The sequence below is a fragment of the Candidatus Pelagisphaera phototrophica genome (assembly GCF_014529625.1).
GTDB lineage: Bacteria > Verrucomicrobiota > Verrucomicrobiia > Opitutales > Opitutaceae > Pelagisphaera > Pelagisphaera phototrophica.
In genome coordinates, this window is the sequence record NZ_CP076039.1 from 2,754,046 (window position 1) to 2,774,114 (window position 20,069).

Below are 20,069 nucleotides of genomic sequence, written 5' to 3' on the forward strand. Positions count from 1 at the left end.
TTCACTTCTTGATGAGTTTTTCATTCTTTTTCTCTTCATACAATTTATCAAACTTTGATAGTGGCAATTTGTCATAAAAAGGTTGGTCTTTATGACTGTAATTGGGCATGTAAGCATCTAACTCTTCTATTATTTTAGTGTATTTCTTATCAAGAGCCAAGTTGTTCCATTCGTTTGGATCCTTAAGAATATCGTACAACTCGATACTTCCATCCCGGTATTTCGTATACCTCCAACTTGGAAATCGCAGGCTATGATTGTCTTTTCCATGAGTCGTATAAACAGGTTCCACTAGCTCTAATTCAGGATCTTTTAGCAACGGGAGTAATGATTTTCCGTCATGCTTCGGATTTTTACCAAAGCCAAAAAAATCGAAAAAAGTGGGGGCAATATCTAATAGACTTGTAGGGGCATTACATTCTTCACCCTGAGGAATTGTTGGTCCCGCAAAAATCATCACAGTTTGGGTCGTATCCTCCCAAAGTGAAAATTTTGTCCAATGCTCTTTTTCTCCAAGGTGCCACCCATGATCACTCCAAAGGCAGATAATAGTATTATTAGCGTATTCGCTTTGGTATAGTGCATCCAAAACACGTCCGACCTGTGCATCAGCAAAATGAATAGCAGCAAGGTAAGCCTGTATCCCTTGTTTCCATACTCCATCTTTGAGCACTTTTGCATGACGCTGAGGAGCAGCTATATATTTGGCTATTTGAGGTACATCACTTAAATCATTTTTTGTAACTTTGGGCAATTCAATCGTTTCAATAGGGAATGCATCATAATGCCTCTTAGGAATATCCCATCTTTGGTGTGGCTTGAAAATACCGCATCCCAAGAAGAAAGACTTTTCATGCTTTTTCTGCAACTGACTAATAACCCAAGAAGCCACCTGATAATCAGGCATTACACTATCAGAATCATACACGATTCCCCATCCGGTTCCCTTGCCATAATTACCCTGTTCAGGTACGTCAACTCCCTCAATATCTCCTATACGAACATCTATAGAATATCTGTTATCAATGTTTTCCTGTGATGTTTTAATTTTTTTAGTTCGCGGTATATACATATCCCAAGCTAATTCATCAAAGGTATTGTCATGGAAAAGTTTCCCACTACCAAGCGTTTTAAAGCCATTCTCTCGGAATATTTGAGGCAGCGATGGAATTCCCGAAAATGAGCGACTATCTGATTGCTTATTATGGTACACTCCCGAATTGTAGGGAGCAATTCCGGTCATCAAACTAAAACGGGAAGGACCACAGGCAGGTGCAGAACAGTGTGCATTGCTAAAAAGGACCCCTCTTCTCGCCAGTTTATCTATATTAGGAGTCAAAGCATTTGGATGCCCTTTCAAACATCCTACCCAATTATTAAGATCATCAATTGCGATGAACAAAACATTCGGACGCTTGTCCGCACCGTTTAGTCCACAAAACAGGGCCAGAGTCGAAGAAACTGAGACTAGAAGAATACGAAGATTCATCGGGTAGTTTAGCTAGTGTAGAAATCTTTAAGAGGTTGAAAAATTCTCAGTTATTAGGACAGGAGGCAAGTCCTCGATTCATGAGACCTCGAATTGAGATGCACGTTGTAGTCTAGAGACAGATCTCGATTCGAATAGACAACCGGCTTTGTTACTACCCTATTTCCTCGGACGAGGCGATTCTCAAGATGAAGGCCAATTTTAGCAGAAACGATCATGCGGAGATGGCTTTATCGATCGAACGGAGTTGGGCCGATTGGCCGATCGATTAGCTAAAGATTGAAAACGGATTATTCTGAAGTCTTTAGGGAAAAGTCGCTAAATCTGATCAACTCACCTAGCACCTCTATGGGCCATTTTCATTTCTAACCAAAACAGGCTAATTTTGTCCAAAAACAGCCAAAAAACGGCGATTTTGGCTCTTTTCACTTCATTTTAGGATCATTTTCGTTATTTTATAGTTTAGGTTATAATCCATAAAGGTGCTATTTTTCGCATCATAAGATGGGTTGAAAACATCAACTGTCCCAGAAAAGATTGTCGTCCTTAAGACTCATTTCCCCAGTTTAGCGTAATTATGCAATCCAACAACGTACTCACAGTCACGACAGCTGTCGGTAATGCCGCTTTGCTCGCTGGCCTTGTTTTCTTGATCTTTGAGCTAAAGCAGAACTCAAGTATCGCAAAATCCCAGATCAGACAGGAGCGAGTTTCAGGATTGATTGAACAATTCTCTAGCAATGCTAGGGACGGGGTTCTTTCCGATCTCTACTATGATGTTTTCATTGAAGGGCAATTTGATCTTCTAAAGGGTACAAATAAGGCAAAATTGTACCAGTTTGAAATAGCCCGTTTCCATAGACTGGAGGACGTCTACTTTCAGTACAGTAGTGGGCTTATCGACTACCAGCCATATCGATTTAGCATGGAGAGAGCCGCAAACAGACTCCCCTTTTGGGAATTTCTGAAGATAAGCGTTTCCACAAGAAATGAAGATCTCGCGAGAGACCTGGAAGAACTAATAGAAAGTTCGGACTATAATCCCTCCGATTGGAGGAAAAAATTCATCGCTTGGGAGAAAAGTAGAGGATGACTAAAAGATTTTATTCCTGCTAATCTGCATCAACTGCCCCAGAAAAAATTGTCGCCTAACGGCTGCTGTGGTCGGACACTTTATCCCAGCCTCCGCCTAGCAGGGACTAGAGCAGCTACCCCAACTCCAAGAAGTGCTGCTGTGGACCCTGTATCGGGCCTCTTAGTTCTTCCTCCTAATGCGGCTTATTCTTTTTCAGTGCCGTATTACGAACACAAACACCTTCAACACAATAAGCACGGCAACCGCAAATATCGGGGTCCTTGTAGGACTGGTCATCCTCATAATTTGGAAAACAGTCAAATTGAACAGATTCTAAGTATGGTATAATAATTGCTTTTCTTCGGACTCCAAACTTCCATTCACGGTTAAAAACGATTGAACAACAAATACATCTATAACATGCGATCTAAAAGTGCTCTTTTCTACGCCCTCAGTCTTTGTCTTCTTTGCGGGACCGTCACCTCAGGCTTACCAAATGAGGATTTGGAAAAGGTTAAATCTGAGCACCCTTTTGTTTTCCATCTTGTACAGAAGTCGCTTTGGGAAGATGCCGTCGAGAATAACGTGACTTACTTCCCGCCGACGTATCATCAAGATGGGTTCACTCACGCCACAGCTAACGCTATCTACCTAACTACGATTGGAAATCATTTCTACCAAGATGTGATGGGTGATTGGCTATGCCTGAAAATGTCGTTGGCTTCACTTTCGCGAACAGGTGTTGATACTATTTTTGAAGGCACGGCACCCGTTGGCGACAAGGAGGCCAACTTCGAAGGATCTGACAGTGAATTGTTTCCTCACATTCTGGGCGGTATTCATCCGTCGAGCGTGCTTGAGACCCTAGTTGTTAACCGAGATCACGATGGACGGTTTCTGTCCATCGAGGGATTCACTGAAGAGGCCGAGTAAATTCAGGTCAGTCTCCCGGAGCTTAACACTTCGAATGACCAATAAAAGATTTTATTCCTGCTAACCTGTATCAACTGCCCCAAGAAAAAATTGCTGCCTCAAGGGCTTCTGAAGCTATTCTTATCCCAGCCTGCGTCTAGCAGAGGCAAGAGCTACTACCCCAGCCGCAAGACGGGCTAAAGTGGAGCCTGCGCCAGGGACCGAACTATATTGCATAACAAGAGGGTAGGTTTCCGTCATCGACGCCTCTATTAGGGATTGAAAAGCTAAGTTAATAGTATATCCGTGACAGTTCCGTACGATCACTCTATCTCAAATACGTCAGGAATGGACGCTAAGTACAATTTCCCAAACTACGTCCTGAGGTCAGCGTTCAATCGATTAAACAAATGGCATAGAATCAGTGCGACTCTCATTTACCCTTGAACATACAATAACCTCTCTTGAATTTTAAATACCTATAAATCCTAGCTACAAAATCTCACCCATGAAAATGATAGATAGGCGATCATTCGTCCAGAAAGCAGCGAAAGTTGCGGGTGGAGGCACCATTATCTTCGGATCAACTTTCAAAGTGTCCCTAGCGAAAAACGCACCAATTAATCCCGTTTTGGGAGTTAAAGCACTCTTCTTCGACATGTTTGGTACGATATTGGACTGGAGAACAGGGGTCGCTCATTCAGTCGAAAAAATTCTCAAGCCTCTAGGCTATTCTCTCGACTGGTTCGAATTTGCTGATGAATGGCGTTCTCTCTACGGACCAGGAATGGAGGAAGTCCGTTCGGGCCGTACGCCATACGTTAGTTTAGATGCCGTACACAGGCGAATGCTTGATAAGGTAATGGCTCGCTTCGAAATAAGAGGCTTACCTGATAAAGTGATGGAAGATATAAACCTGTCATGGCACCGACTTGACGTTTGGCCAGATGTAGCGAATGCTCTCCCGCGACTGCACTCGAAGTTTCTTTTAGCACCAGTATCAAACGCGAATATCAGTATGATTGCCAATGTGGTACGCCGGAATAACATCAGTTTTGATGCGGTTCTAGGTGCAGATATCGCGAGAGACTTTAAACCCAAAGCGATCGTCTACCAAGCTTCCGCCGAGGCTTTTGCCCTTGAGCCAGAGCAATGCATGCTTGTATCTGCCGCATCCCATAATGTTGACATGAAGGGTGCTGCTTCTGCGGGTTTAAAAGTAGCTGCAATAGAACGACCCGATGAGCACGGAGCTGGTAAAAGTTCAGTAACTCCTAAAGTGCCGGTTGATATGTTAGCCAAGGATTTGAATGATCTGGCAGACCAATTAGGAGTCTAAAAGTGTCTAAGCCAATCTTGCCGGCTACCGACTTGGAAAAGCTGCATGTATAAAGAGTAGCCTGATATAGATTGCGAGTGGTACTTCGTTTATAGGTAAGACCCTATTTTATCTCGAAAAATTTGTGCTTAGCAGGTGTCTCCATTAATGCGGGAGGCATTATGAAATCCAACACAGTCCATATTCTCACTACAGTGCTTAGTAACGTCACGGTTTCAGCTCGCCAACGTATCGCACGATATGTTCGACAATTTTTTCAGGCTGCTCCACATGCATCGCATGCCCTGCATTCTCTAAATCAATGAGCGTCACACGGCCTTTTAACCTATTCCGGAGATTTCTTCCGTTTCCTGGTGGAGCGATTCTATCGTCTAAACCTTGGATCACAAGCATCTGTGAAGATCCTGCTTCCCACCAATCCTCCAGAGGTGTCGCACGATTGGCTAATTGGACCGCCGCCTGCCCGTCTGGTGAAACTTGTCTTGCATCCAACCAACGATTTATAACTGAAGAGGGAGCCTGGGGCGAGAAGAGTGACGCCCTAGCCAATTTGACTTGTTCGGATCGCGATAGATTTGGTTCAGAAAGTTGCTCCAATGCAGCCCAAGCCTTTTCCTCCCCAGGAACCTCTCCGCCTGCAGCTAAAAGAATCACTGTTTTGGTTAGATTAGGATAGTCGGTAGAGAAGCAGCGCGCCACGCGGTTACCATATGCGTGTCCTAGAATATGTACTGGGCTTCCGACAAGGTTTTTTACTACTCCTGCTACATCCTCGGCATAGTCATGGAGGTTGATATTATCTAACGGCCCTTTGCTTCCTCCGAATCCTCGCCGATTGATCATCAATACTCTAAAACCTTTTTCCGCAAGCATCGGAGCTAACCCTCCAAACCCGGTTATTGGTCCTGAACCTCCATGCAATAAGACGATAGGCGTACCTTCACCCCACGATTCAACTACGATCGTCGACTTATTTAACTTTATCTCAATTTCACGAGAATAAGAACGTTGCGCTTGGGCCAAGTGTGGTGTGAGCACACCCAGGAGTAAGGCTATTAGGAAAAAATTCATAGAATACTTTTGTTGCCCCCGTCTTGCACAATCAAGCTCTCATTCTAATCACGAAGCTATTTTTATTCATCCTAGTCCTCTTCGGTCTATTGCAGGTGGCTTCCCCCCACTCAGGCCGCACCTATTCAAAAGGGGGACACTGGGATCGGAAGGCAGGTACGCATCACTACCACAATCAGGGAACCGCGCTAAACCCTCTGTTCCTAGCTCTCCGAAAGCGTATGCAGAAAGCTTTTACAAAGAGCAATATCCCAAAAAGCTGGGAGGCAGAACAGAGGTGACTATGCCTGACGGCACTCGCTGCGACATCCTGACAGACACCCACGCCATAGAGGTGGACTTTGCGGACAAATGGGCGGAGGCTATTGGCCAGAGCCTTAAGTACGCTACGCAAACAGGCAAGAAGGCTGGCATTGTTCTGAAGCTTAAAGACAGAGGTGATGAAAAGCACTTGAAAAGGCTAAGGGAGATGGCGAGACACTACTCAATGGACATTGAGATTTTTCTGCACAGAGCGTCCTGAAAGAGCTTCACAAAGAGCTTAAATCCGAGTATCTATTTAAAAACATGAAACACCTCCCATTAATAGCCCTGCTTGTCTCTTTCACTAACCCAGCATTTTCTTCTGACCTGTTGAGTGACCAAACAGAATCGACCGGTCTTGCTAGCGCAGAAGACTTTAGAGATTATTGCAGACTAGCGGTCGGTAAATGGACGGGGCAGGTGTCATCAGTCGCAAGCAGTGGATCAGTAGGTAGTGGAAATGGAAAGCCGCAAACCTACAATTTTGAAGCTAGAATGGCATCAGGGGACCATGCAATGATAAGGGAAGTAGTTGGACCTGACTCAATGTCCACAGCACTCATTTTCTATGACTACTCCGCAAATAAGATTCGGACTGTTTATACCAGCTCAACAGGAGCGATAAGCGTTCACACTATCCACAGGACTGATACTCATTGGGTGAGGCACACCAGCTTAACTGCACCGGATGGATCTAAGAGCGAATTTAACGCAACAATTAGTTTCTCCGAGGATGGCAACACCGAGACGATTGAAATGAGAGGACTCGGTCAAGATGGAAGCCCATGGAGGCAAAAAAACATCTGGTATCGGGTCGATTAAAATCGATTCAGAAACCAAACTCCTCAGAAGCAAACATGGAGTGATGGCAGTACTCTGCAATGAGCAAGGTTCCCGAAAAAAAAGATGAAGGCTGGAATTGGATTGGTGTAATATTCTGTTTGATAGCCTTAGGGGTTGGAGTGGCACTAATCATTGAAACATCCAATTCATTCATTTCCATGTTACCAAAATATGGACTAGATGACGGTATTAAAGTTGTTCTTCTTCCCTCTCTAATACTGATATACGAAATATTTTTCTTAATTGGCCTATTTTTCTTTTTAGCAGGCCTCGGCGTTGCCGAAAAGATTCTGGGTCTAATGCCCTACAAATCAGTTTTCCCCGAAAATCGGCTGACCGAATTCCTTGCATGAGCATCTATACCGCTTTTCTTTCTTTACATATCTGTTGTGTCACGCTGTGGCCCATTAATATGGTAAGAAGATGGGGTACTAGGTTGGCTTGATGCTACAATATTAGGGTTCATAAATCTTGCTATAGCTATTGCGCTTGGAGTGGCGTTTTTAAAAGCGGTCGGTGAGATTATTAGCCTATCTCTCCCGTCCGTTCTCTGGCTTTGGCCGATAAACAAAACAACGTGTAGGCCTAGAAAAGGCTAAAAGCTGCACGTGTGTCGGCGGTTATAAAGTAACCTAACCCAGTTGGTTCCTTGACCCAAAGTACCCATCCTCGATAGATTGATCACCTATGAAAAGGTTTATTATCGAGAATTGGTTTTAATCTGGGGTTGTTGGTCTTCTTTCTTTTCAACTCTACTACCTAACCCAGCTACCAATTTCAGGGACTGTCTGGGTAAGGGGTGCTTCCCTCGATGTTAACAATCCTGTCTATGTCCAAGGTACTGTTGATGTTGGAAACGAAGTCCAAGTCTTAGGTTTTGTCGATGTCTTCGTTACTGTCGCCGTTGGTAACACGGTAGATGTCTCATGAACTGTCGATGTCGATAACACGGTAGAGGTCCGGGTGGGTAATGTCTTACCAATCGATGTCTCGGTGGGAAATCTAGTCAGAACCAGCAGTTTATGATACTGTTCATGTTCATGCGGGTAACACGGTTGATGTCGTGGTGGGAAGCTTCCGTGAAGCTTTTTGTTTAAGGACATGTCTCAACCCTCGCAAGTCTTTCCCTAGCTTTAGCTAGTATCCCCTCATACTCTTCCTGAGTTACAATATTCCTCGTGTAACTCGTCTCTTTCTTACGCACCTCAATGCTGTGAGATTGTTGCTATCCCCTCGCCTAGAGATTAATTTTAATCAACCGATGTTTTTAAGCATGATTGGCACATAATATGCAAACCAGACTTCCCGAATCATGCCATCGCAAACACAACTCTGAAAAATAGTTAGCGGAAGGATGACCTGGAAACATAAAATAAGGAGAAATGAAATGACACCTAAAGAATTAGTACAAAAAGGATACGATTGTTTTGCATCAGGCGATATGGAAACCTTCGCCGGAATTTTCCATGAGGATTGCACCGTCACTATAAACGGCATGCACAAATTCTCTGGAACTTATAACGGGATAAATGAGTTTATGGACTTGTTAGCAATGATACCATCCCACTATGATAATTTTTCTCTAACCGTCAAGAATATGATTTCTGAAGGAGATCAAGTCGCAACTCAACTGGACGCATCTGCTGATGGATTGGAAGCTAGATTTGGGCATTTTCATAAGATTGAAGGGGGCAAGATAAAAGAGTTTTGGGCATACGATGATAGCCAAAAAATGGCGCATGCAATGAAAGCCGTTTGATTTAATTTATTGGTTAGGCGTTCAGTTCGGGCCAAGACTATAAAAAAGCTTATGAGCTATCCGTCCGCCATCTTCCCCACCCGTTCTCGCACCTTGGCTAGCGTCTTCTGATAGTCTTCTTGAGTGACAACATTCCTAGTGTACCTCGTCTTTTTCTTACGCTTCTCAATTCGGTGAGCTTGTTGCCAGCTCTTCTCCTTAGCCGTTGAGACGTAGTACAAATCGCGGACGGTGGCTTTTGATTTGCCGCATCGCGGACGAGCGTACCATTGCTGAGAATGAAACTGCCTTTGCTGTCTACGATGCTTTTACTGTTACTCCGTTATCTCATACACCTCAACAAGCACCTCACCAACTCCTTCGTCGGCCGATCTTACCTGTACCGTATAAACCCCTACATCGAGAGTTACAAGGACTGCGGCACTGCTTGTGTCGTCCGTCATAAATGGCCGTCCTTGGAATGTCTCGGCCGGTTCTAGCGGGAATGCTCCAGCCGAACTCATCGCAGCTACAATTTCCGCGACATTGTCGTTGTCAGCTTTCCAGTCGTCGATGGTAGCTACGACGTCCGGCGGGTTGCCGTCCCATCGAGATTTATAAACCGTCATCTTCGGATTGGGGAGCGGCGACCCCACACCCAAATCCGCAAGCTTCGGCCCAACTGCCCGTATTAGCATTTTCTTCTGCTCGCCTAGAACTACAAAGCCTGGAGTGAGTATCTCGTTCTCTAGAAGTGCTGCGCGAGCGGATACATTGACAATCGTGCGGGAAGCTTCGGCAGCAGCAGCGATATCTACTGCCGAGAATAAACCTATTCTAGATGGATACGTTTTCAAAAGTTGAACAAGGCCGCTAAGATCATCGCGAGGATCACCACCTAAATCCGCGATCTCAATATCGCTGAAGCCATCAAAATTTGAATCGATTTTTTCCGGAGACGAACCGTAGTGAATTAATTCATCAAAATCTGAAAGCCCATCACCATCAGAATCCGCTTCAATATTCTTAATCCGATCTGACATAATCGACCCGATTACAACTTCAAGCTCCTCACGCTCAGCAGTTGTTACTTTTTCTTTGCTTAGATAGCACACGATATCCCAGCGGCTTGTGCCATCAAAACATATTCGAATTCTCTGATCCCTCTCATATTCTATCTCACCAGATATGATGGTCATTTCCCCATACATTTCCGCAAAATACAAAGATTCGCTTTCGTGATTCCCAAAAGAAAGCGCTGGTGCCTTTGACTTTTTAAGATAATCCCAATCTTGATTCTCTCTAGACTCCAACTCATATAATTCTCCTGCAAGAATTCGGTCCAATTTATTTAAGTCCTTTACTCCCAAAATCCATTCGATTGGCTTTTCTTCTCTCTTGATGCGCATTGTTATGGAACCATCTTTATTCCCAAAGGACTTCCACTCACCTACGTCATTCAATGAATTCCACGAAGTGGGAATTTGAATACTGCCTCCAAACCCTAAGTCGGTCTGAAGGGCATTAGGATATGGGTCAGTGTTGTCTCCTATACCATCGCCATCCGTATCTATAGTCTCAAGAGGGTCCTCTGGGAATTGATCAACAATGTCAGGGACCCCGTCCCCATCACTATCCAGTAGCGGTAGATTTTCTATTTTATCCAGCCAGCCAGCATCTGCCCCAGTACTTATTGTCTCGTCTTTTTCGAATCTCCAAGATACAAAATGAACGCCACTTTCGAGGAATTTCTCAACCCTTTGCCAACCAGTGGACCCACTTACTCTTTGTTGTATTTCCTCATCTACTGCGAAATTGAGAAAATCATAACCCTCTTCGCTATCAACCTTCCAAAGAAAAGATAACACTGATGGACCTTCCAACTCGATGCTTATCCCACTTGCCTGCCCAGCTCGCAGAAATCCACTTTGAATCGAGTCCTCCCCGTCTGAGCTTACGAAACGAACCGCCCGCCATGCTTTGCTTGAATTCGAAAATTGAGAATCGCTACTTGCCTCGGTTGCTTCGCTGATCGTCAGAAGCGTGTCAAAATTCACGCTTACTAAAATTTGTCCCTCTTGAGAGTCTTTCCCCCCTACCGCGAAACTATAGGCGACTCCCTTCTCTACCTCAAATTCTATATAACTCTGGAGTGACCCTAGGCCATTGTCGTTCCATGCAACAGGCACAAGCTGTTGAAGGCTATCACCCTTGTATACGCTTAAAACTGTATCAAAGTTGCTTCCTATTGTTGATACGGATGCTATGGAATTAGACGGTGCTAGGAAACTCCACCATGCGGTTGACTGCGGTTCGTTCTCTCCAAAGTGGACCGGTTCATAATTCTCACGACTTCCTCCAACATTGGTACCAACCATCCCCCCTTGAGTGGTACCATAAAGCTCCCTATCAGCAAAATCGTCGTTAGCTGGCTTCTGAGCAGCTGCCTCAAAGTTATGCTCTATTAGCGCGGTGCCGACAGAGGATGAATAACCATCAACCGCGAAGTAATACTGCTGCCCTTCGGATGCGTTTATTGAAACTTCACTCTGAAGACCATTAGCGTCGTCGTTTGAGGCAATCTCATCGAGGCTCAACAGAGAGGAACCTGAGTAAGCAGCGAGCGTGGTGTCAAAATCGCTACCATCAGTTTTCATTTTGAATACACCATCGCTTGGTGCTGTCCATTTCCACCACAATGAATTGATTGGTAATGAGACGCCTGCATGGTTGGGCTCTCCAGCTTCGCCGGAGGATAAACCAATATTGAAAGGACCACTAGTCCCGTAAATCGATTCCAGCGTGATCGCATCCTCGAACAGATCGTTTGCAACATAGACACCTGTTCTCTCAACCGTGACAACAGCCGGCGAGCTTTTGACTGCCCCAAACGCATTGGAAACCAAAACAGAGTAAAGTCCGCTATCCTCGGGAAGAGCCGACGCTTTAACGAACGTAGAGGCCGTTGCCCCTTCAATCGCGAGGTCATCCTTTAGCCATTGATAAGAAAATGGTTCAGAGCCTTCAACTTCCACCTTCAGACTGATTGCCCTTCCAGAAACTATTGTCAAATCTGAGGGGTTCGCGACTATCGCCGGTCCTGAGAGGCCGTCGCTATCGCTGGGATAATTTAAAACTGTGTTACCAACTGATTGGCCGTAACCATTTAACTGAATTGAATATGAAGTGTTCGCCTGTGCAGCAAATGAAACTTTGCTCGTCAGCCCATTGAAGTCGTCGTTCGAAGCCACAAGGACAAGATTCTCTAAAGACGATCCCTCGTAAACCGCCAGAGTCGTATCGAAATCGCTACCTGAGGTTGTAATAACAGCTGTCCCATTCGTTCGAGCTGCCCATTCCCACCATACTGAATGAGTCCCACTTGAAGTCGGGTTTACCGGTTCGTTTCTGTCAAGTGTCGCCGCAATATTAGACCCCGACACGGCAGATTCAGAACCCGCAAGAACTTGTATATTTTCGAACCTATCGTTGGGCGGCCTGCTAGCTATTGCGAACTCTTTCGTCAAGATACCAGCAATTTTCCCCGGAGCTGATACCGTGACAGTTAAACTCAATACCGTCGAAGATTCTGGAATTATGATTCTCGAAGAATATATTCCGTCCGAAGCAACTACGTCTCCCTCAACCCCCGTATCTATAAACTCAATTTGATCTAGACCCTCTATCGATCCAGTTACAGAAGCTCCTAAAACTGTCGATAGGTCGCGAACGCTTACAAGGAACAGCGCAGATTCTCCTGATAAAAGTATTGAATCACTTTCATCAACATAAAGCGATAATTCAAGTTCGCCGTCACTCTCTGCAGCTAGCGCGTTTGAAGCATCCAACGTCCCCCCCGACGCCGTCCGCGTCTGCAAGTCTGAGATTGTGCGTGCAGTATCTATGATACGAGTCCGCATTTCGCTAATTGAAATTCCCGGATAGTACGACTTAATCAGGGCAGCAACCCCTGAAACATGAGGAGCTGCCATGCTTGTCCCACTGTAAAATCCGTAAGATGAATCTGACTCGGCGGTTGCCGAAAAAATATCGACCCCTGGCGCTGCTAGATCAACAGCATAAACCCCAAAGTTAGAAAAGCCCGCAATCACATCTGAGCGATCAATAGCCGCGACCGAAATGACATTTGCTGTGCTGTAGCTAGCAGGATACGAGGGGTTGGTATCGTTATTATTGGATTCGTTACCCGCTGCCGCGACAAATAAGACGCCTGCTTCGCCAACGGCCACAATCAAATCCGCCATAGCTTGGCTAAAGCCGCCACCTCCATAACTAGCATTTATTATGTCTGCACCGTTCGCTATCGCATATTCAATGCACTCCATTGCTCCTGACAGAGACCCAAAACCGTCCGCGTCCAGGAATTTCAATGCCATCAGCTGCGTACTCCAGGCAACGCCTACATGATCGAAACCATTGTTCGCTGCCGCTCCTATCGTTCCCGCACAGTGGGTACCGTGGCCATTATCATCGAACGGATCTCCTGATGCATCTAAAGCATTTAAACCGAAAACGTCGTCAACGTAACCATTGTTGTCATTATCGATCCCATCCCCCGCGATCTCATTCGGGTTCTTCCACATGTTGTCAGCTAAATCTTGGTGTGTATATCTTATTCCCGTGTCGATTACCCCAACAACTACTGATTTATCCCCAATCGTATAGTTCCAAGCTTCAGAAGCGTTAATGTCCGCATTTAACTGTCCTTCATTAGACCCATCATTCTTTAAGCCCCACAAGCGACCGTCATTGTACGCCAAATCCTCCGGCTCGAGATTAATACTCAGTCGCCAATCTGGTTCGACGTATTCAAACAAACCCGACGTCTCAAGCTTTTTGATTTTGTTAATCAGCGGAACTCGCTCACCCGAACCACTGGATTGTGGTAGTATGGGATCTAGAAACTGCAAAAGAGCTAAACCAGGAACTCCTCTAAATACCCTGGCTGTAGTCACCCCTAAAGTTCCCATTCGATTTGCCAAGACGTTCACGTCTTGCGAGAGAACGTCGCTTTTGTAGCGAACGATCACCCTCTCTGCGGAAGCCTCGCGATTGCCTAGTTGTTCGAACCGCTCTGTCTGTCCAATGGAAGACGCAACCAAAAAAACTAAAAAAACCAAAAGCCTCAAAAAATTGAAGGCTTTTAAAGTACTATCCACTAAACTCGACCGCATCTTTTCTCCCTAGTCTCGCTGACTCGCAAGATCTTCCTACCACCTTTACTGTTTCGTGCAATTTTAAACTACTTATCGGATTTAGATAATTATTCAAAACCTTCAAAATCTATTCAAATTGTTTCGAATTGAGTTTTTTCCATGAAGGGCAGCTTGCAGAAACCTATTGCGACCGAAGCAAGAACTGGTTGTGAGAGGCCCCTATTACGAGTTTTGTAAAAAAACATCTGCACAGTGATCAGCACTCCCTTAGATTTGGCACCATAATCAGGTTTTTTGCTGCTCGGAGTGAGTTAGAAATTGGCAAATCTGCTTAGATGGTAATCAATATTATTGTTGATAAGAAATTCAATTGTACCGATTTGGTTCAGGGGGGTTGATAAGCTCTAGGTACCTGGTTCTTAGACGACTCTCTTTTTGAAAACAGTCTAGGCGGTCTCAGAGGCCAGTTTTCCAGTAACCAAGAGTTTAGTTTGAGCATGTTCAACAACAACTTCACCAGCAACAGCGAGAGTGGAGTCTTGTTGGAGAGTCTCGATACGAGCGAAGTTCTTTTAGAACTCAAGGGCAATCTCTTCACCGGCCACCTACTCGATTTTGCTGTGCACCTACAAGCTAGGAATAGTTCAAGGTTCTGTCTTGATATGAGTGATAACCCGAGTGACAACAGTTATCGCCTCACTAGGATGAATGCACTTTTTCAGGTTAAAGAACGCGACGATTTAGAGCTACTCAACACAGGCGGAGTTATATTCGACGGAGAGCCTTTACAAGACTTAGAAGATGGGGTTTGTGGATTCTAAGAAACAACGATTCCGTACTGCTTCATCAGTTGGCCGACAACAGAATCTTCGGGGAATGGACTGAATTTATCGATCTTGTTTCGACGTAGAACTTCGTTGCAAAGATGGATTCCATGGGAGCTTTTAAATTGTTCTAGACTCCATTTTTCCGATGAACCAAAAAGTTGGATCGCTTCTCGCCACTCGATGGGATGAAATGTAATCTTGGGTTTCCATGCTCCTTGGACCTTAAGGTGTTCAACGGCGGTAGCCAAGCCTTGCGGTCCCGTCGTTCCCCAAGGTATGGCCCCGGGGTCGAATCCTCTCTTGAGCCCCATGAGAAAACGACGACAGCGTCCTTTCCAATTTTCCCAGGGAAGCGCAGTGGTGAACGGTCGTTCTGCGTAGTCCGCTAGAAATGTCATGAGTTTTGAGCCCTTGGGACTCTTGATTACTCCGTTGGCCAAAGTGCCCTGACCGCCATAACCGGCAATGAGTTCTTCTGGAAATCGGAACGGTTTGAGGCATACAATGTCCGTATCCACCCACCAATTTCCTTTGAGAGCTAAGAGTTTGTAGCGAAAATAATTTGCGAAGACAGCTACACTGCCCGTGCCTACGCCAGCTTGTGGACCATAGAAAAAGACTTTGTCCTCGTTGATGATTTCATTGGCATCTTTCAAGACTGTCCCCTCTGGTACTCCTTCCACATCCCCGTAGACATAAAGATGAAAGGGATGACCATGACTTAGAAATGACCGAAGACACAACTGCTCTAGCGGAGAGAGTTTATCGCCGTACCAAAAAGATTGGATGATGTCTAGATTGTCGCTCATGAAAGAAGCTCCCCAGTCTGAACAACCTACTGGGAGTTCGGCGAGAAAGAGCTGAAGAAGGTTGTGGTGAATTGAAGGGTTGATTTTGCGGTATCAAGCTAGATCTTTCCATGGTTTGGTTGGATAACAAGGCTTTATCTGTACCGTTGGTCGATTTCGCGGAAATGAGCTGTTGTAGCTGCTTATCTGCTGGGCGAGGCTTGGGGCAGGACGCTTCGATATGCCCCGCTGGGATGTTGAATCCGGCGGGTTAATCGTACAGTCCTCAACGGCAGCGGGGAAGATGGTTGATAGGAAATTCAATTATACCGATTTGGTTCAGGGGGTGGTTGGTTGATAGGAAAGGGGCCACGTTGATTCAATGTTTTTGATGGGGGTTTTATACCGAGATGGCTGGGGAGTTGATGAGGACAGTTAGCAAGCTGCTCTTTGGTTCAACCTAGCCGCTAGGCAGGGAGATGGCAGCTCTGCTTTTTGTCTATCACTGATGTACCTGTACGGCGAGGGGATAGAGCAAGATAGAGTCGTTGCCAACGTCTGGGCCACCGTGGCCTTTGCTAAACCCATTGAAGGTGCGGAGGAGATCTTAACTATGCTCAACGAAGAACTGACCGAGGAAGAGATCGATCGATCGGTACAGATACTAACTGAGATTAATAAGAAGCACCCAGAGATGCTGGGAGGGTAAACCTTGAGTATCTTCTATTGAAACTCAGATAAGGTCGAAGCACTAAATCTCATGTGGACTCTTCTTATCTTTAGACCACTCGTTAAATTTGGTATAAAAGGGTACCCAGAAATCTGATCGGAAGTCATCCGAATTAGAGTGGTCAACAATGGCGTCATAATAAGTAGAGTCTTTTACTGGTGCAATTTTAAGCCATTCCCAAAGCGGAAATCGTATTGCTGCTTCATGTAAGCCAGCTCTACCCATGGCTGGATCCATCAATCCATTCTGGGCTAGGAACCAGACATCTCGGCGCCTAGCTCTCTCGGCCTCCTCATTTCGGGTTATCTGGTCCCATTCCTTTGGAGTCATGGAATCAAAGTCGAAACGGGAAAAAACCCGTGCATACAATTCAGCGAAGTCCTCATAAGCAGCATACGAGACGTGCTGGTCGATGTAAGCTAATGCTCTCTCTTTTGTCATTTGAGAGAGAGCGATTGCTGAGTTTTGCCTCAACTCAAAGATAAGGAAAACAAGGCCAGCTAAAACGGCGACGTTCTAAGTACGGTAGTGAGAATTTGGATTGTGTTGGATTTCATAATGCGGAACAACATAAGAATAAGCCGCATTAAAAGGAAGAGCGAAATGGCCGTTCAGGTTGGGTTTGATAAGGAAAAGCCTTAGGTAATTTCTGCTTTTTAGTCTTAGTTTTCCGGCAAGTATTTCGAGTCGTCATCTGCAAAGCTAAATAAATATAAGCTTGCTCCGTATTCTTCATGCTTATCAAGAAGCTTTCCGTCTATATGTGATAGAAAAAAGTCCTCTTCCTTGTTCCAAACGCTAGTGAACACGAACCAAACTCTCGGGTGCCGCTTCAGCTTGTTGATTTCTTCTTTGTATTGAGCCTCATCAAAATACCAGTTGCCATATTTTAGGTAGTCGTCCAAAAGCAGATTATTTCGATCGTAGTACTCTACGGCATTTTCAGCTGCCCAATAGATATATACTAGATCATCTGTCTCATGATGTGAATTTAAATAAGCTAAAACCGACCTAGTTTCCTCACGATATATGGGTTTAAAAAGCGTAAATTGGGAAAAATTATATGAAGAAATAAGTAGAAAAAAAGCAAGGACACCAACTACATATTTTGACTTCCTCTTCGATAATATTTGCATCCCTTTTACCATAAGCAAAATCAAAGCCGGGCTGAGAAAAAGACTTAAGCGACCAGAGAACGGATATTTCCCAAGGGCTGCAGCGGCTAGCGGAATTACGATAAAAAGGGAGATTAATATAGTTGGAAGCGATCCCTTAACCATAGCAGTCACTACAGCTACGGTGACCAAAACGATAACTAAACCTTGCCCTCGAATCTTGAATCCCAGATAGGAAAGATAATCCTCCCCCGCATTAAACCATATTTTAATCGCATCCATGCTTACAGGAAAGGGCAAGAAGCTATCGATCCAAAAATTGGCGAGCATCGCATTATTTGACAGCGGCCGTAGGAAAATCAGATAATTCACACAAAAGCAAAGCCCCCAGCAGGCAATACCCAACAACAGTTTGAAGCGCGGTAACGGAAGTCGCTGCGAGACCTGAAGATAAATTAATACACTGGAAATAGCAGCCAGTATAAAAATCGAGGGATGAGAAAGAAAAATGGAGAAGCATCCAAAAATAACTAATAAATGGAAGACTTTGCTAATGGGGGGTCTGATTTTCAATAGTCGAAAACTCAAATAGGTTAGAGCTACAACTACTGCAACATCTATGGAATATTGTTTCAGCTCTTGTGAGAAATAGACGAGTCTGTAAGAAAACGCAAAAATGAAAACCGCAATGGGTACGCTCCATCGATGAAGGAACAGCTTGCAGGTAAAGTAAAAAAGCGGCAAAGTAATGATAGAAGCCAAAAATGGCACCAATCGCAAAGCCCGCTCGCTGTGTCCAAAAATAATCGTTGCTGCTTCGACGAGCAGAAGAAATAATATGGGTGCTCCTTGATTGTGATCTAATGGATAAAACAGTTCGAGTGGACCTCGGCTTAGGAAGTTTAAGGCAAGGTGTGCCTCATCATGCCAGAGGCTTCTGTTCAAAAGAAAATGAAAAAACCTGAGCAGAATACCCGAGATAATCAGAAGGATAGATACAATCGTAGGCCATGATAGATTCTTAAATTTTCTCAATTGATAATTCATAAAGAAGCCTTGGTATTGGGAAGCCCGCTGCCGGTGGACCAATACAAAAGGAAGCCCAAGCAGACTGGTAATCGGATTACCAGACTAATTCTTCAGTCGGTCCTAATTCAAGGATTCATTCCAGATAGTTGGCTCCTCGGCTCTCGATGAAAACCTGTGGAGCCAATTTCGACGAAAGATTACTTATCCGAGATTCCAATCCTAAACAAAAACTACGCTCTTCCTCAGATCCAAATATGGAGGAATACGGATTGAATGTGTCGAAATCGATGTTGCTAAAAAGCTGCTCCAGTGAGCCCTCATTTTCCCGAATAAAAGACTCAATCTCTGGGTCTAGCAAAACTTCTCTTCCCCTATTTAAGTGTTTCTCGAGGACAGAAAGGTATACGCTTTACTTCTTCTTCGAGAATTGCACCACTAGGCCTTTGACATTCGATACCCCAGTTCCTCACTGGTGAGTTCTGAATTTTATCTGCAAGAGCTCCCCTGCAATCAAAGACATCCAGAGCAGAGAGAGGGTGATGAGTTTGGAATTTAAGTTTTCTGTGACCTGAAGCTTGAAACTCGCTACCAACTAGCGGACGCATTCTCAACTGCGTCAAAACTTGATCAGCAGAGATTCTTTTGTACCCTCCTCCCCTACCTTCCAATTCTTCGATTTGCTGTGAAGCAACATTATCCTCCGATCTAACATCTTTTGTGCTTTTACACTTCGGGTAACGACTGCAGGACCAAAAAGGATTCCCTGCATTTCTTCCGCGCCTCGCCATTCTTAGACGCATTGGACTGCCACACTTTTCGCAAGTTTTAGACATTAAAAATTTGTTTAAGAGGTAATTGGGGCTGGGATAAGGGCTACCTAGCTTCAGAAGCCCTTTGAGGGACAATTTTTTCTGGGGGCAGTTGATGAATTCCAATTCAAACCCCACTTGCTGTCCGACCCCCTCCCCCGGCCTTCCAAATTCCTACCAAAATACGTGCCTAAAGCTGCCTCTAAGTGCGTTTTAAAGAGAGGGCGTTACGTGCCTAATATTATTAATATACTGATATTTTGCAGGCTGTGTTTATAATGAGTTTCGATAACGCGATTTCGAAACCCGCTGCCTCACCAGTCCTTGAATTTTGGGTATGCCCCGTTCGAGGATGGAGCTAGTATCAGTCTATTTGACTGAGTTTGATCACAAGTTAACCTTGCTTAATAAAGAGCGAACAATCCCGGACTTCGGCGAACTGTGTACCACTTTGTGTACCATTTTGAGGATTATAAGTTACTTATAATCTATAAGTAATTGTTATACAATAGTTTAAATAATGGCGGAGAAGGAGGGATTCGAACCCCCGGTAGAGTTACCCCTACAACTGATTTCGAGTCAGTCCCATTCGACCACTCTGGCACTTCTCCGTCTAGGAAGAGGCATCAAAGAGAACGTCTTCTCCAAAGCAAGATTCAATCCAAAGATTCTGAGCGTACTAGTGAACTCGGGCCGAGTACCTATCAGACAGATAGTTCCTCGAACTTAGCTTGCTCAATCCAAGATAGATACTTTTCGCAAAATAGCGCCACGAGCTCACGAATCACTAAAGCGACAAATCGTATTTCCGTAACCTCAATCAG

The 20,069-nt window shown here is 44.8% G+C and carries 17 protein-coding genes, 1 tRNA gene and 1 pseudogene; 10 read left to right on the forward strand and 9 right to left on the reverse strand.

The window, feature by feature from the left end; all coding sequences use genetic code 11:
* Position 1: 1 nt before the first annotated feature.
* On the reverse strand, positions 2–1,489 hold the full coding sequence (locus tag GA004_RS11860; protein WP_283394080.1) for a sulfatase: 1,488 nt from the start codon (positions 1,487–1,489) through the stop codon (positions 2–4).
* Between the two features lie 577 nt (positions 1,490–2,066).
* On the opposite strand from GA004_RS11860, the gene GA004_RS11865 reads away from it, so the two are divergent.
* On the forward strand, positions 2,067–2,582 hold the full coding sequence (locus GA004_RS11865) for a hypothetical protein (RefSeq protein WP_283394081.1): 516 nt from the start codon (positions 2,067–2,069) through the stop codon (positions 2,580–2,582).
* An 80-nt stretch (positions 2,583–2,662) separates the two neighbouring features.
* Here GA004_RS11865 and GA004_RS18230 read toward each other — a convergent pair.
* Positions 2,663–2,734: pseudogene (locus tag GA004_RS18230) on the reverse strand (VPDSG-CTERM sorting domain-containing protein); the annotation flags it as partial.
* A gap of 250 nt (positions 2,735–2,984) precedes the next feature.
* On the opposite strand from GA004_RS18230, the gene GA004_RS11870 reads away from it, so the two are divergent.
* Both GA004_RS11870 and GA004_RS11875 read left to right on the forward strand, forming a co-directional pair.
* Positions 2,985–3,497 (forward strand): DUF952 domain-containing protein, encoded by a 513-nt coding sequence (locus GA004_RS11870; protein WP_283394082.1) that lies wholly within the window; start codon positions 2,985–2,987, stop codon positions 3,495–3,497.
* Positions 3,498–3,990: 493 nt separating this feature from the next.
* Positions 3,991–4,815: an HAD family hydrolase gene (locus GA004_RS11875; protein WP_283394083.1), complete on the forward strand. Its 825-nt coding sequence runs from the start codon at positions 3,991–3,993 to the stop codon at positions 4,813–4,815.
* Positions 4,816–5,022: 207 nt separating this feature from the next.
* Here GA004_RS11875 and GA004_RS11880 read toward each other — a convergent pair whose 3' ends face one another.
* Entirely contained in the window at positions 5,023–5,886 is an 864-nt protein-coding gene (locus GA004_RS11880) for an alpha/beta fold hydrolase (RefSeq protein ID WP_283394084.1), read from the reverse strand.
* 95 nt (positions 5,887–5,981) lie between these two features.
* Here GA004_RS11880 and GA004_RS11885 point away from each other — a divergent pair, with 95 nt between their 5' ends.
* The 5 genes from GA004_RS11885 to GA004_RS11905 all read left to right on the forward strand — a co-directional run bounded on the left by GA004_RS11885 (position 5,982) and on the right by GA004_RS11905 (position 8,791).
* A complete protein-coding gene (locus tag GA004_RS11885) occupies positions 5,982–6,167 on the forward strand; it encodes a hypothetical protein (protein ID WP_283394085.1) in 186 nt (61 codons plus the stop codon).
* 2 nt (positions 6,168–6,169) lie between these two features.
* Positions 6,170–6,409 (forward strand): hypothetical protein, encoded by a 240-nt coding sequence (locus GA004_RS11890; RefSeq protein WP_283394086.1) that lies wholly within the window; start codon positions 6,170–6,172, stop codon positions 6,407–6,409.
* 44 nt (positions 6,410–6,453) lie between these two features.
* Positions 6,454–7,011 (forward strand): hypothetical protein, encoded by a 558-nt coding sequence (locus GA004_RS11895; protein ID WP_283394087.1) that lies wholly within the window; start codon positions 6,454–6,456, stop codon positions 7,009–7,011.
* Between the two features lie 59 nt (positions 7,012–7,070).
* A complete protein-coding gene (locus tag GA004_RS11900; RefSeq protein ID WP_283394088.1) occupies positions 7,071–7,385 on the forward strand; it encodes a hypothetical protein in 315 nt (104 codons plus the stop codon).
* 1,034 nt (positions 7,386–8,419) lie between these two features.
* Complete coding sequence (locus GA004_RS11905; protein ID WP_283394089.1) at positions 8,420–8,791, forward strand: nuclear transport factor 2 family protein; 372 nt, start codon at positions 8,420–8,422, stop codon at positions 8,789–8,791.
* A 314-nt stretch (positions 8,792–9,105) separates the two neighbouring features.
* Here GA004_RS11905 and GA004_RS11910 read toward each other — a convergent pair whose 3' ends face one another.
* Positions 9,106–13,893: a S8 family serine peptidase gene (locus tag GA004_RS11910; RefSeq protein WP_283394090.1), complete on the reverse strand. Its 4,788-nt coding sequence runs from the start codon at positions 13,891–13,893 to the stop codon at positions 9,106–9,108.
* Positions 13,894–14,444: 551 nt separating this feature from the next.
* Between GA004_RS11910 and GA004_RS11915 the strand changes: the two genes are divergently transcribed.
* Positions 14,445–14,768: a hypothetical protein gene (locus GA004_RS11915; protein ID WP_283394091.1), complete on the forward strand. Its 324-nt coding sequence runs from the start codon at positions 14,445–14,447 to the stop codon at positions 14,766–14,768.
* Here the strand turns inward: GA004_RS11915 and GA004_RS11920 are convergent.
* On the reverse strand, positions 14,765–15,583 hold the full coding sequence (locus GA004_RS11920) for a hypothetical protein (RefSeq protein ID WP_283394092.1): 819 nt from the start codon (positions 15,581–15,583) through the stop codon (positions 14,765–14,767). The genes GA004_RS11915 and GA004_RS11920 overlap by 4 nt on opposite strands.
* Before the next feature lie 487 nt (positions 15,584–16,070).
* On the opposite strand from GA004_RS11920, the gene GA004_RS11925 reads away from it, so the two are divergent.
* A complete protein-coding gene (locus GA004_RS11925; RefSeq protein WP_283394093.1) occupies positions 16,071–16,271 on the forward strand; it encodes a hypothetical protein in 201 nt (66 codons plus the stop codon).
* Positions 16,272–16,313: 42 nt separating this feature from the next.
* Here GA004_RS11925 and GA004_RS11930 read toward each other — a convergent pair whose 3' ends face one another.
* The 4 genes from GA004_RS11930 to GA004_RS11945 all read right to left on the reverse strand — a co-directional run bounded on the left by GA004_RS11930 (position 16,314) and on the right by GA004_RS11945 (position 19,856).
* Positions 16,314–16,733, reverse strand: a complete 420-nt coding sequence (locus GA004_RS11930; protein ID WP_283394094.1) for a hypothetical protein — start codon at positions 16,731–16,733, stop codon at positions 16,314–16,316.
* Between the two features lie 221 nt (positions 16,734–16,954).
* Entirely contained in the window at positions 16,955–18,352 is a 1,398-nt protein-coding gene (locus GA004_RS11935) for a glycosyltransferase family 39 protein (protein ID WP_283394095.1), read from the reverse strand.
* A 455-nt stretch (positions 18,353–18,807) separates the two neighbouring features.
* Positions 18,808–19,371: a topoisomerase DNA-binding C4 zinc finger domain-containing protein gene (locus GA004_RS11940; protein ID WP_283394096.1), complete on the reverse strand. Its 564-nt coding sequence runs from the start codon at positions 19,369–19,371 to the stop codon at positions 18,808–18,810.
* A gap of 395 nt (positions 19,372–19,766) precedes the next feature.
* Positions 19,767–19,856: transfer RNA gene (locus GA004_RS11945), tRNA-Ser, on the reverse strand.
* Positions 19,857–20,069 lie beyond the last annotated feature (213 nt).

Coding starts and splice junctions, on each gene's coding strand:
- GA004_RS11860 (WP_283394080.1), bottom strand. CDS start 1,489: ATGAATCTTCGTATTCTTCTAGTCTCAGTTTCTTCGACTCTGGCCCTG.
- GA004_RS11865 (WP_283394081.1), top strand. CDS start 2,067: ATGCAATCCAACAACGTACTCACAGTCACGACAGCTGTCGGTAATGCC.
- GA004_RS11870 (WP_283394082.1), top strand. CDS start 2,985: ATGCGATCTAAAAGTGCTCTTTTCTACGCCCTCAGTCTTTGTCTTCTT.
- GA004_RS11875 (WP_283394083.1), top strand. CDS start 3,991: ATGATAGATAGGCGATCATTCGTCCAGAAAGCAGCGAAAGTTGCGGGT.
- GA004_RS11880 (WP_283394084.1), bottom strand. CDS start 5,886: ATGAATTTTTTCCTAATAGCCTTACTCCTGGGTGTGCTCACACCACAC.
- GA004_RS11890 (WP_283394086.1), top strand. CDS start 6,170: ATGCCTGACGGCACTCGCTGCGACATCCTGACAGACACCCACGCCATA.
- GA004_RS11895 (WP_283394087.1), top strand. CDS start 6,454: ATGAAACACCTCCCATTAATAGCCCTGCTTGTCTCTTTCACTAACCCA.
- GA004_RS11900 (WP_283394088.1), top strand. CDS start 7,071: ATGAGCAAGGTTCCCGAAAAAAAAGATGAAGGCTGGAATTGGATTGGT.
- GA004_RS11905 (WP_283394089.1), top strand. CDS start 8,420: ATGACACCTAAAGAATTAGTACAAAAAGGATACGATTGTTTTGCATCA.
- GA004_RS11915 (WP_283394091.1), top strand. CDS start 14,445: ATGTTCAACAACAACTTCACCAGCAACAGCGAGAGTGGAGTCTTGTTG.
- GA004_RS11920 (WP_283394092.1), bottom strand. CDS start 15,583: ATGAGCGACAATCTAGACATCATCCAATCTTTTTGGTACGGCGATAAA.
- GA004_RS11925 (WP_283394093.1), top strand. CDS start 16,071: ATGTACCTGTACGGCGAGGGGATAGAGCAAGATAGAGTCGTTGCCAAC.
- GA004_RS11930 (WP_283394094.1), bottom strand. CDS start 16,733: ATGACAAAAGAGAGAGCATTAGCTTACATCGACCAGCACGTCTCGTAT.